6 protein-coding genes are annotated in these 14,138 nt (G+C 36.0%); 1 reads left to right on the top strand and 5 read right to left on the bottom strand.

The window, feature by feature from the left end; genetic code table 11:
• Window positions 1-89 precede the first annotated feature (89 nt).
• Entirely contained in the window at window positions 90-515 is a 426-nt protein-coding gene (locus tag ABD859_RS08735) for a CBS domain-containing protein (protein WP_345143019.1), read from the bottom strand.
• 427 nt (window positions 516-942) lie between these two features.
• On the bottom strand, window positions 943-1,188 hold the full coding sequence (locus ABD859_RS08730) for a helix-turn-helix domain-containing protein (RefSeq protein WP_345143016.1): 246 nt from the start codon (window positions 1,186-1,188) through the stop codon (window positions 943-945).
• An 87-nt stretch (window positions 1,189-1,275) separates the two neighbouring features.
• Between ABD859_RS08730 and ABD859_RS08725 the strand changes: the two genes are divergently transcribed.
• Window positions 1,276-1,614, top strand: a complete 339-nt coding sequence (locus ABD859_RS08725) for a hypothetical protein (protein ID WP_345143013.1) — start codon at window positions 1,276-1,278, stop codon at window positions 1,612-1,614.
• A 476-nt stretch (window positions 1,615-2,090) separates the two neighbouring features.
• On the opposite strand, the gene ABD859_RS08720 is transcribed toward ABD859_RS08725, so the two are convergent.
• From ABD859_RS08720 to ABD859_RS08710, 3 genes are read right to left on the bottom strand one after another with little or no spacing between them, the layout of a single operon-like run.
• Window positions 2,091-4,091, bottom strand: coding sequence for an OmpA family protein (locus tag ABD859_RS08720; protein WP_345143011.1), 2,001 nt, complete (start codon window positions 4,089-4,091; stop codon window positions 2,091-2,093).
• A gap of 10 nt (window positions 4,092-4,101) precedes the next feature.
• The gene (locus ABD859_RS08715; protein ID WP_345143009.1) at window positions 4,102-5,013 is read right to left on the bottom strand and encodes a PorP/SprF family type IX secretion system membrane protein; all 912 of its coding nucleotides are present in this window, start codon (window positions 5,011-5,013) and stop codon (window positions 4,102-4,104) included.
• Between the two features lie 48 nt (window positions 5,014-5,061).
• The gene (locus ABD859_RS08710; protein WP_345143006.1) at window positions 5,062-13,869 is read right to left on the bottom strand and encodes an HYR domain-containing protein; all 8,808 of its coding nucleotides are present in this window, start codon (window positions 13,867-13,869) and stop codon (window positions 5,062-5,064) included.
• Window positions 13,870-14,138: the final 269 nt, after the last annotated feature.

The following is a 14,138-nucleotide window of genomic DNA, read 5'->3' as shown; positions in this document are numbered from 1 at the left end:
TTCTTTTGTTAAAATATCAAAATAGAATAATCAAAAAAAAATAGTCCGCAGCGAGGGGACTATTTTTAAAAGTATTTTTATAGAAGTGTTTATTGTGAGATATAAGAGTTTAAGTGATGAATTGTATCTTTTTGGATTTCTATAATAGCCTTAACAACATCGCTTATAGAGATAATTCCAACAACAATTCCGTTTTCTAAAACAGGTAAGTGTCTTATTCTTTTTGAACTCATGAGTTCCATGCAGTCATCAATATTATTTGAAAGCTGTACCGAAAAAACGTTGCTTTCCATAATTTCCTGCACCAATGTTTCTTTGGATGATTTGTCTTTTAAAACAATTTTTCGGGCATAATCTCTTTCAGATAAAATTCCTTTTAAGTCGGTTCCGTCAATAACAAGAATGGCTCCAATGTTCTTTTCGCCCATAACTTTTAAGGCTTCATAAACAGTTGTTATTGAACGTACTGAAAAAACATTTCTCCCTTTTGCTTTTAGTATTTGGTCTACTGTCATAATCTCAAAAATTTTAGTTTTATAAAGTTATGATAAAAACAGACACGATTTGCACCAAAAACTACTTTTAATACTTACAACTAATTCATTTTAAACAAAATACATCAAAATTTAGGTTTTCAAAATTATACATTAAAGAAAGAAATCATTTAGGGTTGTTTTTTGAAGAAATATGTTTTTTTTAACGTTTTGATTTGCAACATAAACCAATTCAATATTTTACACATAAATTACTGAATTGTCCCTACAGGACAAAATGGGTGTGGATATTTTGCTACCGACCAGTAACTCCTAACGGAGTTCTTTTTGAATTCTATAGAAGACTCCGTTAGGAGTTACAGGTTGGTAGCACAGTCGGTAGAAAAACATATACAACCCTGCCTCAAAAATATCCCGTAGGGATTTAATTGTAAAATAGTCTATTAATTTATTTGGGGTTTTCTGAAAATATCTTACTTATTAATACACTAGATTCTATTTTCAATGAATCTGCTATTGAAAAAAGCAGGCTGATAGTAATATTTTGCTGTCCTTTTTCAATACGCTGAATAGTTCTTGCATCAACATTACATAATGTTGACAATTGTTCTTGTGTGATCTTTTCTTTTACTCGAAGTTCCTTTATCAGTAGACCTAATTTAATAATCTCTGACTCATATTTATTATTTTCCACAATCAAATCTATTAAACTGTGGAAAAATTAAGCACGACATATATGTCGTGTTATTAAATATAGTCTTATATTTACAAAAAAAATATCATGCAAACCAATGAAATTAAAAATTTAGAATACCTTAAAAAGTTAACAGCAATATACTTTCGAACGCTAAAACCAGCGAATGATGAAACAGGAAATAATATAGCTAAAATTAAGTTTGTCAATTATTATGAATTAGGATGTGTAATAACCAATATGTTAAAAATGTGCATTTTGGCACTTGATCATGATGCACACAAAATTTCAATGACAAATCGAAATCAAATCAATGTATCTTTAATTTTGGAAACCGTTTTAGAAATGTTTCCTTTGGATGAATTTGAGTTTTTGAGTGAAATCAGCGATTTGGTTATTGAAGATTCTAAAAATGTTAATGCATAAAACTATAATAATATAATGTTACATTGCTAGGCTCAAAAACATATTGTCCCTACAGGACAAAATGCTTGTGGAAATTTTCTTGCTACCGACCTGTAACTCCTAACGGAGTTCTTTTTAATTTCAAATGTTTTCTATAAATATTTTACCCCGCTGGTGCTTTTGTTTATAAATATTAGGAATGATCGGATTTTTAAAATCATCTGATTGTTTAATATAAACTGAATCCTGATGCTCCGGAGGAGTAAAATATTTATAGATTAAAACATAGATCCCTGTAATAAAGCTCCTGCGGAGCGAAACATATCTCACCCAGCTGGGTCATGCACAATTCAGCCATTACAAACTTTATTTGCCTCGCTGAGGCTGATCGCAATTGTCTAATTGTTTTTTATAAAATATTATGTTTCTATAAATTTGTAGGAAATTAAAAAAGGCTGTTTGAAAATAATTTCAAACAGCCTTTTAATTTTATATAATTACAAACTCACGATTATAAACTCGCTTCGTCTGTTTTGTTGATGTTCTTGTTCTGTACATTTTACACCATCGGCACATTTATTTACTAATTGTGTTTCTCCAAATCCTTTTGCTGTTAAGCGGTTTTCGTTGATTCCTTTACTTACAAGCCAGTTTTTAGTTGATTGTGCACGTTTGTCAGATAAAATCTGATTGCTTTCTGTTGACGAACGGCTGTCGGTATGCGAACGAATATCTACTTTAATGGTTGGATATTGGTTTAACATATCAACCATTTTTTGCAATTGTGGTTCTGATGTTTTTTTGATTGTAGCTTTTCCAAGATCAAAAAAGTTCATTGGGATTTTTAAAAGTTTCCCTAAATCGGTTCCAACTGCAATTGTTACTTTAACCGGTTTAATCGAATTATTTGTTTTTATTACAACCGGAATTGCAGTAATTGGTTTTGGTTTCTTTTCTAAAGCAATTGGCAGAGAAACTGATCCTGTTGCTTTTTTAAGAGTCGTAGTAACTTCTTTAAACAAATAATCTTCTTTTGATGTTTTTATGAAATATTTTTTACCACATTTTACATTCGAAAAAACATAATTTCCATTAGCATCTGATTTTGCTTCGACTGCTGATTTTCCCATTTCATCAAATAAAATCAGGGCAACATTAGAAAGAGGTTCGTTTGTTTCCTGATCTGTAATTGTTCCAGAAATCTGCTGTTCGCAAATTAATCTTCGGTTTTCTGTAAATCGGTACACATCGTCAAGTCCGTGGCCGTTTGTTCTGTTAGAAGAGAAAAAACCGTTTCTGTTTTTGCTGTTAATGATAAAAGCAAAATCGTCTTGTTTGCTGTTTATGGGTTCTCCAACGTTTTGAACTTCATCAAAAGTTCCTTCTTTTGTTATTTTAGAAACATAAATGTCAAGTCCGCCAAGACCCGGACGTCCGTCGCTGGCAAAATAAAGTTCGTTTTCATCAGATATAAAAGGAAAAGTTTCTCTTCCTTCTGTATTAATTTCAGGACCTAAATTTTCAGGTTTCCCATAAGTTCCGTTTGATTCGATACTCACTTTAAAAATGTCCGAAAGCCCTAACGTTCCCGGCATATCTGATGCAAAATATAATGTTTTTTCGTCAACGCTTAATGCCGGATGTGCCACGCTGTATTCGTCGCTGTTAAATGGAAGTTCTTGTACTTCTTTCCATTCGTCGCCAATTAAAACGGCTTTGTAAATTTTTAAAAAAGTTACTTTATTTTCGTTTTGTCTTCTTTTGCCGTTTACAGAATTGTTTCTTGTAAAGTACATCGTTTTTCCGTCTTTTGTAAAAACAGGCGTAGACTGATTGAAATTTACTTTTAGGTTGTTTTTATGAAACAACATTGGTTTTCCTATACTTCCGTCTGGATTTAAATCGACTGCATATAAAGTTGAAATGGCTTTATTTGTCCATTTAAAATTTTTCTTTACTATAGAACCCGTGTCTCTTGCTGATGTAAATATTAATTGATTTCCTAAAATAGTGCTTCCGTAATCTGAGTCTTTTGAATTGATTCCGGCATCGGCAATATCAAATCGGCCTGAATTTGATTTAATATCTTCCAGATAATTTCTATTTTTTAAGAATAAAACGGCTCTTTTATCTGAAGATGCTTTTTGGCTGAATTTTTCTAAAATCTCGTCGGCTTTTGTGTAGTTTCCTTCTGATTTTAAACATTGTGCATATTTATACAAATATTCTGCTTCCTGATTTTCATTTAGAATAAATAATTCCTGATAATATTTTAAGGCTTCTTTTAATTCTCCTATGTTGTAATAGGAATTAGCAAGTCTTTGAAAAACTTTTTCGTCTCTGAATCCTTTTTCAACTAACTTTTCATACGCTTTTATAGCATCCGCGTAAGCGTAACTATCGTATTTTTTATCTGCATTTTTTATACTGGCTGTTTGGGCATTTGCCATGAAAAAGCAAAAGAACAAAAAGTGAAAAAGTAATTTTTTAATCTTCATAATTTATCAATTAAAAGAATCTTGGTGAGGTTAGTTTGCTGTAATTGTTGAAGAAATCAAAACGAAGGAAAATTTCGTGTGATCCTGAATTGTATCTTCTTAACTGAGTAGTTTCGTGATCGTAACCGTACCCAATGTACATTCCTTTTGTTACCTGAAATCCTGCCATGGCACTTACTGAAGCGCTCCAGCGATAAGCAAGTCCTAAAACGAATTTATCATTGAACATAAAGTTACCCGAAACGTCTACCTGCAAAGGTGCTCCTTCTACCATTTTTGTTAATAAAGCCGGTTTGAATTTGATGTATTCTAAACGATCAAGATTGAATACATAACCTGCCATAAAATAGTAGTTTATTTTTTCTTTGAAAATAGCTGTGTCATTATCATCGTAACGGTTGGTTTCGATAAAATTTGGAACAGAAAGTCCTACGTATGCTTTATCTGAATGCCAATAAATACCAGCTCCAATGTTTGGTGTAAATTTGTTTTTGATGTCCTGAAAAAGTTCGTCGTTTTGATCTTCATAACTAAGTTTACTAGCATCCAGATTAAAAAGATTTGCGGTGGCTTTAATACCAAAAGACAGTTTAAATGACTCTGAAGTTGGCACGCTGTAAGACAAATCAGCCGATAAAGTATTTTCATTAGTTGGTCCGATTTTATCGTTTACCAATGAAACTCCTAATCCCAGATTGCTGTTGTTTAAAGGTGTGTTTAAAGAAAATGTGCTGGTTTCCGGCGCTCCGTCAAGACCAATCCATTGGGTACGATATAATCCAAAAACACTCATTACGCCGCGCGAACCTGCATAAGCCGGGTTGATTTCGATTGTATTGTACATATATTGTGTAAACTGAGCATCTTGCTGCGCTGAACACACAATGGTAAAAAACATAAAAATTAAACCTAATTTTTTCATCTTAAAGATTTTAAAAAAACGGCTCAGCTGTAGAGCCGTTTGTATTTTTTATTTATTAATGTATAAATAGCCTGATTTTTCGTGCGGGTTTGAGTCGCTGTCTTTGTACTTCAGGATGTAGAAATAGGTTCCTACAGGAAGTCCTTCAGATTGTTTCATGGTTGTACGTCCGTATGAATATCCTTTGAATACTCGGTCTTCATTATTATATCCTGCTACATCAAAAACCAATACTCCCCAACGGTTGTAAATTTCTACCGTATTATCTGGATAACATTCTAATCCCTGAATATAGAAGCGTTCATTTTTCTGATCTCCGTTTGGAGAAAAAGCATTAAGAACTTTAATCATACATCCGTTTAATGGCAGAACTGTTGGTTTATCATCAGTATTGCTGGAATCGTCTGACTTATCTTCTACGGTAACACCTCTTTCACTTTTTCCTGTCGCTGTTGCCTGATTTGTTACGCTTCCTGCATTAATATCGCTTTGTTTTATCGTGTAAACTCCGGTAAAGTTATTTTCATCAACTTCATTCACATCTAAATTTATTGGCTGTCCTGTCATTACAATTCCCGGCAATAGATCTGAAATGGTAACATTTTTTAAAGCAACGTTTCCTGTATTTGTAATTTTAAACTTGTACGTAATGGTTTCTCCTGCATTTGCAACGTTATTGTTATTCTCGTCGTTGAATACGGCAGTTTTTACAACTGCTATTGCCGGAACTTCTACAAATACATTTAATGTTGCTGTGCTGCAGTTATTAGGATTTGCTTTTTCGCAAACCTGATATACTATCGTATACGTTTTTCCTGGTGTGTTTGGTTTTACGTTTACAGTTCCATCGGCATTAAATTCAAAATTTGAATCTCCAGACAGGTTTTTAATTACAACATCAACCGGATTAATTGGCAGTCCGTTTAATAAATCGTTGTCTAAAACATTTACAAATTCAAGAGAACCGTTTATTCCGTCAACAGCTACAAGAGCATCATCTGTTAAAACAAGTGTCTGCTGTGGTTCTACAGGCGTTACTGTATTCTGAACGACCACCGTTACAACTGCCTGAGCACAATTTGACGAATTTAAACTGCATATTTGATATGTAAGTTGATAACTTCCTGATGGCGTTCCAGCTTTTACACTTACAGATCCGTCAGCATTAAGAACTAAATTTGCATTTGGCAGAATCGTACTTAAACTTACATCTGATGGATTAAGCGGTAATCCGTTTAATTTGTCATTATCAAAAATATTAGTTCCTGTATTGTTTCCTTTGCTTGTATCTACCGGACCTGCTGTATCATTGTTTGCAATAATTATAAATGTTGGTCTTGCGTTACATTGCGCTGTTGGCTGCGGATAATTTACAGAAACACTTGCTGTAGGATTTACAGAGAATTCCATAGTAACACCTGTTCTTGTATTTTCAAATCCGTCTGCACCTTCTGTCCATTGTCCGTTTGCAAATAACCATCCCGGCCAGTCTACTCCGTTATCATTGCTGTCAACAACTGCTCCCGGCCATAAAACAGTACCACTTAAAGGCATATTTGTTTGAGTTGCCACAACATTATTAGCGCTGTCAATCCATTTAATCGTAACCAGATTCGTTGGCGTGAAATTATCAGCTTTCACAGTATAAGATACATACGGAACATTGTTAGAACAAAAACTATCAGCCGTAACAGTTATAGTTGGTTCGTCTACAGTAACTGTAACTACAGCTGAAGTGCAATTTGTATCATTTAATACTTCACAAATTTTATAAGTCAGTTCATAAGTTCCTCTTGGAGCATTTGGTGCTAAAGTAACTGTACCGTCAGGGTTTAATGTTAAGAAACCTTTTGGATCTGCAATTTCTATTGATAGTTTTACATCATTAGATTTAACTGGTGATCCGTTGTAAGTATCATTATCAAAAACATTTACAATAGTCTGCGGTTGATTTATTCCTACCACTGATAGATTTTCATCTGGGTTTGCAATTAAAGTTCCTACAGTAACTTCAACGGTACTTTTTGCCGTATCACAGTTTCCTGTATTGGTTACTTCACAAATTCTGTACTCGATTTCGTAAGTTCCTTTTGGTGTATTGGCAGGAATTGTTACTCTTCCGTCAGCTTCTAATACAAACCCCGCAGGAAGGTTTACTTTAGATAAAATAACTTCTCCAGAATTTTCTCCAATCACAGCCTGAGCTCCGTTTAATTTGTCATTTAAAATTACCGAAACTGTTGTTGTACCGCCAATACTTCCATTTACTGAGCCTAGGTTCTCTGCAACTGCAACGATTGCCGGAGCTGTAACCGTAACCTGTACTTTGTTTGTACTGCAGTTTCCAGTATTTAAAACCTCACAGATTTCGTAGGTAACTTCATAAGTTCCTGCCGGTGCGTTTGGTTTTAAAACTGCATTTCCGTCTGCTCCGATTGTTAAATATCCTTTTGGATCTGTACCTGCTGTCAGTTTTACATCTGATGGGTTTAGTTTTGATCCGTTGTAGGTATCATTATCAAAAATATTGATAAGGGTTTGAGATGAACTTCCGCCTGTAACTGAACCTGCGTTATCTAAGTTTGCTACTAAAACGCCTGCTGTCACCACAACTGTTGATGTTGTTGTTGAACAGTTTCCTGCATTATTGTTATCGCAGATTTCATAAGTTACATCGTAGTTTCCTTCTTTTACGCCTTTGGCTACGGTGATAGTTCCGTCGGCATTGATCGTTAATCCTGCTGGAGCTGTTCCTGTCAACGTTACTTCTCCGGGATTTGATCCGATAACTGCCTGAACTCCGTTTAATTTATCTGAAGCAATTAATGAAGTGGTTGTTCCTCCAACTGATCCGTTGATTGGACCTAAAGTTTCTTTTACGGCTAGGATTCCAGGTGCTGTTACCGTTACCTGTACTTTGTTTGTACTGCAGTTTCCTGCATTTAAAACCTCACAGATTTCGTAGGTAACTTCATAAGTTCCTGCCGGTGCGTTTGGTTTTAAAACTGCATTTCCGTCTGCGCCGATTGTTAAATATCCTTTTGGATCTGTCCCTGCTGTCAGTTTTACATCTGATGGGTTTAGTTTTGATCCGTTATATGTATCATTATCAAAAATATTGATAAGGGTTTGAGATGAACTTCCGCCTGTAACTGAACCTGCGTTATCTAAGTTTGCTACTAAAACGCCTGCTGTCACCACAACTGTTGATGTTGTTGTTGAACAGTTTCCTGCATTATTGTTATCGCAGATTTCATAAGTTACATCGTAGTTTCCTTCTTTTACGCCTTTGGCTACTGTAATAGTTCCGTCGGCATTGATGGTTAATCCTGCTGGAGCTGTTCCTGTTAACGTTACTTCTCCCGGATTTGATCCGATAACTGCCTGAACTCCGTTTAATTTATCTGAAGCAATTAATGAAGTGGTGTTGCCTCCAACTGATCCGTTGATTGGACCTAAAGTTTCTTTTACGGCTAGGATTCCAGGTGCTGTTACCGTTACCTGAACTTTGTTTGTACTGCAGTTTGTGTTATTTAAAAGTTCGCAGATTTCGTAGGTAACTTCATAAGTTCCTGCCGGTGCATTTGGTTTTAAAACTGCATTTCCGTCTGCGCCGATTGTTAAATATCCTTTTGGATCTGTACCTGCTGTCAGTTTTACATCTGATGGGTTTAGTTTTGATCCGTTGTAGGTATCATTATCAAAAATATTGATAAGGGTTTGAGATGAACTTCCGCCTGTAACTGAACCTGCGTTATCTAAGTTTGCCACTAAAACACCTGCTGTCACCACAACTGTTGATGTTGCTGTTGAACAGTTTCCTGCATTATTGTTATCGCAGATTTCATAAGTTACATCGTAGTTTCCTTCTTTTACGCCTTTGGCTACTGTGATTGTTCCGTCGGCATTGATCGTTAATCCTGTTGGAGCTGTTCCTGTCAACGTTACTTCTCCCGGATTTGATCCGATAACCGCCTGAACTCCGTTTAATTTATCCGAAGCAATTAATGAAGTGGTGTTGCCTCCAACTGCTCCGTTGATTGGACCTAAAGTTTCTTTTACAGCTAGGATTCCAGGTGCTGTTACCGTTACCTGAACTTTATTCGTGCTGCAGTTTCCTGCATTTAAAAGCTCACAGATTTCGTAGGTAACTTCATAAGTCCCTGCCGGTGCATTTGGTTTTAAAACTGCATTTCCGTCAGCGCCGATTGTTAAATATCCTTTTGGATCTGTGCCTGCCGTCAGTTTTACATCTGATGGGTTTAGTTTTGATCCGTTGTAGGTATCATTATCAAAAATATTGACAAGGGTTTGAGATGAACTTCCGCCTGTAACTGAGCCTGCGTTATCAAGGTTTGCCACTAAAACGCCTGCTGTCACCACAACTGTTGATGTTGCTGTTGAACAGTTTCCAATATTGTTGTTGTCACAGATTTCATAAGTTACATCGTAGTTTCCTTCTTTTACGCCTTTGGCTACTGTGATTGTTCCGTCGGCATTGATCGTTAATCCTGCTGGAGCGGTTCCTGTCAACGTTACTTCTCCAGGATTTGATCCGATAACCGCCTGAACTTCGTTTAATTTATCTGAAGCAATTAATGAAGTCGTGTTGCCACCCACTGAGCCGTTGATTGGACCTAAGTTTTCTTTTACAGCAAGAATTGCCGGAGCTGTAACCGTTACCTGAACTTTATTCGTGCTGCAGTTTCCTGCATTTAAAAGCTCACAGATTTCGTAGGTAACTTCATAAGTTCCTGCCGGTGCATTTGGTTTTAAAACTGTATTTCCGTCTGCACCGATTGTTAAGTATCCTTTTGGATCTGTGCCTGACGTCAGTTTTACATCTGACGGGTTTAGTTTTGATCCGTTGTAGGTATCATTATCAAAAATATTGACAAGGGTTTGAGATGAACTTCCGCCTGTAACTGAGCCTGCGTTATCTAAGTTTGCCACTAAAACGCCTGCTGTCACCACAACTGTTGATGTTGCTGTTGAACAGTTTCCAATATTGTTGTTGTCACAGATTTCATAAGTTACATCGTAGTTTCCTTCTTTTACGCCTTTGGCTACTGTGATTGTTCCGTCGGCATTGATCGTTAATCCTGCTGGAGCGGTTCCTGTCAAAGTTACTTCTCCAGGATTTGATCCGATAACTGCCTGAACTCCGTTTAATTTATCCGAAGCAATTAATGAAGTGGTTGTGCCTCCAACTGCGCCGTTGATTGGACCTAAAGTTTCTTTTACTGCAAGAATTGCTGGAGCATCAACTTTTACTTCTACTGTTGTTGTACTGCAATTTCCAGAATTTGCAATTTCACAAATTTTATAATCGAATGAATATGTTCCTTTTGGTGTATTTGGTTTTACTGTGACTTTGCCTGTTACAATATCAAAAGTTAAAACTGAAGGCAATGCAGAGGCTAAAGTTAAATCAACCTCACTTCTCACTACAGCATTACAATTAAGCAGATCATTTGCTAAAACATTTAAAATTGCTGTTCCTCCCGTGTATCCGTTAATTGAATTTACTTTATCTTCATTTGCTACAATTGGTCCTATAACTTTTACTGTCTGAGTACAAGTTTGTGTATTTCCTGCTGCATCTGTCGCTGTCCATGTTACTGTTGTGTTTCCTAATGGAAAGCTTGTCGGAGCGTTGTTGCTTACTGTCACTGCTCCACTGCAATTATCTGATGTTGTAGGAGTACCTAAAACTACTCCTGTTGCTGAACATGAATTCGCATCTGCTGAAACCGTGACATTTGACGGGCAGGTAATTGTTGGTTTTTGAGTATCATTTACTGTTACCGTTTGTGTACAAGTCTGTGTGTTGCCTGCAGCATCTTTTGCTGTCCATGTTACAGTTGTGTTTCCTAATGGAAAGCTTGTCGGAGCGTTGTTGCTTACTGTTACTGCTCCACTGCAATTATCTGATGTTGTAGGAGTACCTAAAACTACTCCTGTTGCTGAACATGAATTCGCATCTGCTGAAACCGTAACATTTGACGGGCAGGTAATTGTTGGTTTTTGAGTATCATTTACTGTTACCGTTTGTGTACAAGTCTGTGTATTTCCTGCAGCATCTTTTGCTGTCCATGTTACTGCTGTGTTTCCTAATGGAAAGCTTGTCGGAGCGTTATTACTTACTGTTACTGCTCCGCTGCAATTATCTGATGTTGCAGGTGTTCCTAAAACTACTCCTGTTGCTGAACATGAATTCGCATCTGCTGAAACCGTAACATTTGATGGGCAGGTAATTGTTGGTTTTTGAGTATCATTTACTGTTACCGTTTGTGTACAGGTCTGTGTGTTTCCTGCAGCATCTTTTGCTGTCCATGTTACAGTTGTGTTTCCTAATGGAAAGCTTGTCGGAGCATTGTTACTTACTGTTACTGCTCCGCTGCAATTATCTGATGTTGTAGGAGTACCTAAAACTACTCCTGTTGCTGAACATGAATTCGCATCTGCTGAAACCGTAACATTTGACGGGCAGGTAATCGTTGGTTTTTGAGTATCATTTACTGTGACTTTTTGAGTCGCTGTTTCAACATTCCCATTTCCATCATTAAAGCTCCAAGTAACAGTATAAGTCCCTTGTGCGTTATATGTTAATGGATCTGTAGTTGTTCCGGTAACTGTACCAGCACAATTATCTGTAGTTGTTGGAGCTGTTACTGATGCTGAGCATTGTCCGGTAACGTCTGCCAAAACTGGTTTTGCAGGTTTATCTGTATCACTAACTTTAACTGTTGAAGCAACAGAAGTTTGTTCACATCCTGTTGAACCGTTTCTTACTTTTACTTTATAATTTCCATCTGAATTTACAGCCAAAGTAGAAGCTGTTTGACCAGAAATAACAACATCATTTTTATACCACACATAAGTTGGCGAAGCAGCATTTGTCACTGCTGTTAAAGTTGTATTTAGACATGCTGTTAAAGCTCCGGTTATTGATGCTGTTGGTAATGGGTTTGGCGTTGTTGAAACACTAGCGCTGTTATTAGCAGGATTACTATCTGCAGTTGTTGCTGGCAATGAAGCTGTATTATTGTAAACCCCAGATGCATTAACTTTAGCAGTAATTTTTAAAGTTTCTGTAACTCCTCCGTTAACATCTCCAATACTCCAAACACCTGTTGTTGAGCTATAACTTCCTATCGATTGAGTTGAGCTTACAAATGTATAACCACTAGGAAGTAAATCGTTTATTGAAACCCCTGTTGCATTGTTAACTCCTAAATTATTCAGTTTTATTGTAAATTCAACATTAGATCCTACGCAAGGTGTTGCAATATCTACCGTTTTAGTAACACCTAAATCTGTACATAAAGTAACTGAAACTGGTTTTGATTGTGTCTGAGCGCCACAAGTTAAAGTTGAAGCTACTGAATATGCTCCGGTTTTAGTCGCTGTATAAGTATCTGAATTTGCACCTGCAATAGCCACACCATTTAGGTACCATTGATAAGGAGAAAGTCCAGATTGTGTTTTTAATAATGCTGAATTATTTGAACAGCCTCCACCTGAAATATAAGTAAAAGTTGGTTCTTCTGGCTGAACGGCAAAATTTGAGAAAAAGCCAGCCATAGAGAAACCTCCATCTTGCTGTACAATTGAAACCGTTAATTTAGCATTACTTTCAATAGAAAGAAAGTTAGGGCTTCCAATTTGTTTACTGTTAAAGTTAATCAAATACCAGCCTGTTGTTCCTATTTGATAACGAGCAGAAACGCCAGAAATAGTAGAAACATCTTTTCCATTTACCTTTACAACCTCGCTTCCGCTTCGTAAAAGTATATAACCGAAATAATCTAAAGTTCCTGATCCATAATTTCTAAATTTTGCTGTCTCTATAAAATTAGATCCACCGCATTCAGACACTGGTGCAATAGTTGAAATATCAACCTCACAACCTTGTGCAGTTCCTGAATAAACAGCAACTCTCTCACTTGCAACAATGTGAGATGCTGTAAAACTTACATCTTTAACTCCATTTATAAAAGTGTAAAAATTTCCTGCTTTTGCTAAAGTCACAGTAACTGGAGTACCTGATAATGTTCCGTTAGTCGTATAACTTTCTATTGTTACTTTTGTATTATCTTTTGTAGCCACAACAGTAGTCTGTTCTGCGATATTATTTCCTGTTCCTCGTTCCAAAAAATATTCTGTCCCTAAAACTGCTTCAGGCGGAATTTGATTATATGCGCTATCGCCACAACCACCTGGAGTATCAATAGCTGCTGAAGTATTCATTACGACAGGATTAGAAGACTCTACTAGTGATCCAATGTTTGCTTTAAATAAATAACTCTGCCCAGTATTTAATGTAGCTGTAACTACACCATTAATTTTTATTACTGTATTATTGGCTGTCGCCATAATGGTATAAATAGGGCGCTGGTCTCCATAACCATTAAAATTCCCTAAGGAACCATCTCTATAGTATCCTACCCTAAATCTTATTCCTAAGCCCGCATCTCCAAAGCTTGTCAAAGCTGCATTACCTTTAATATCTTTGTCAACATCTTTACCTGATAAAGCATCAGAAGCTACGTTTCTTAAATTAATAGATATTGGAGCACTTCCTCTTACAATTAATCCTGCTCCATCTAAAACCGTATCAAAAACATACGCTTTAGTTGTGCTCGGAGTGCCTATAAATCTATATACTGCAGGTGTTCCTTTAACTGCTGTTAAATTTGTTACTAATGTTCCATCACTTTTTGAGACACTAACACTTACATTAGTTGTAGAATTTGTCGCTATAACAATTTCATTAGCATCATTAAAATACTGCCAAGGTGCAGGTGCTATATAATGCGTAGTATAAAACTGAGCAGAGGCACTATAGCTCAATAAAAGAAATAATAAAATAAAGAAATTAGATTTAAAAAAATTAAACCCATTAAAAGTAGAGTTACGCATAGACAGACTCGGTATTAATTTGAGTAATAGAAATTATTGCTGAAATCCTTAAACTGGTTTTCAGGTTATAAACGAGATACGAAAAAATTGAAGGGATAGTTTTTAGATTATTGAAAATTGTTTTTTCAAAATCAAAAAAGTAATTATGCAGCGTTTTGACCATAATGTATTTGGCTCAAGACACAAATGTCTCTCGGTTA

The organism is Flavobacterium ginsengiterrae, from assembly GCF_039539785.1.
GTDB lineage: Bacteria > Bacteroidota > Bacteroidia > Flavobacteriales > Flavobacteriaceae > Flavobacterium > Flavobacterium ginsengiterrae.
Note: the sequence above shows the minus strand (reverse complement) of the source record. Positions and strands in the feature narration are given on the sequence as shown.